The 304-nt window shown below is 37.5% G+C and carries 1 protein-coding gene; it reads left to right on the top strand.

What is annotated here, in order from left to right; translation table 11 throughout:
- Window positions 1–32 precede the first annotated feature (32 nt).
- Window positions 33–304, top strand: a 272-nt coding sequence (locus RMT89_RS42105) for a hypothetical protein (RefSeq protein ID WP_315889038.1), incomplete at its 3' end; no start/stop codon positions are given.

Raw genomic sequence — 304 nt, 5'->3', positions numbered from 1 at the left:
AGAAGTCAGGGAGGTCAATAAAGTATGTATTGATGCAGAGAGGGAAGGGAGCAACTGATAAGCAAATATACGGTGGCGAGTTGTCAGACTATATATGTCATGGTGTTGTTTACAATAATGCGAACTCTTTCATTAGGGAAAACAATCTAACTCAAACAAGGAATGATCTTCTTTACAAGCTACAGAAAGGGGCTTCGTTAGAAGAGATTGTTGAGTTTGAAAGAACAGGTAAGCAACCTGATTATTACATTAAAAAAACCAGAGCAGGCAGGAAAGTTGTTATAGAGGGGGTTAAATATAATAG

Source organism: Streptomyces sp. P17 (assembly GCF_032436805.1).
Taxonomy (GTDB): Bacteria; Actinomycetota; Actinomycetes; order Streptomycetales; family Streptomycetaceae; genus Streptomyces.
The sequence above is the reverse complement of the archived record's forward strand: the minus strand, read 5'-3'. Positions and strand labels throughout refer to the sequence as shown.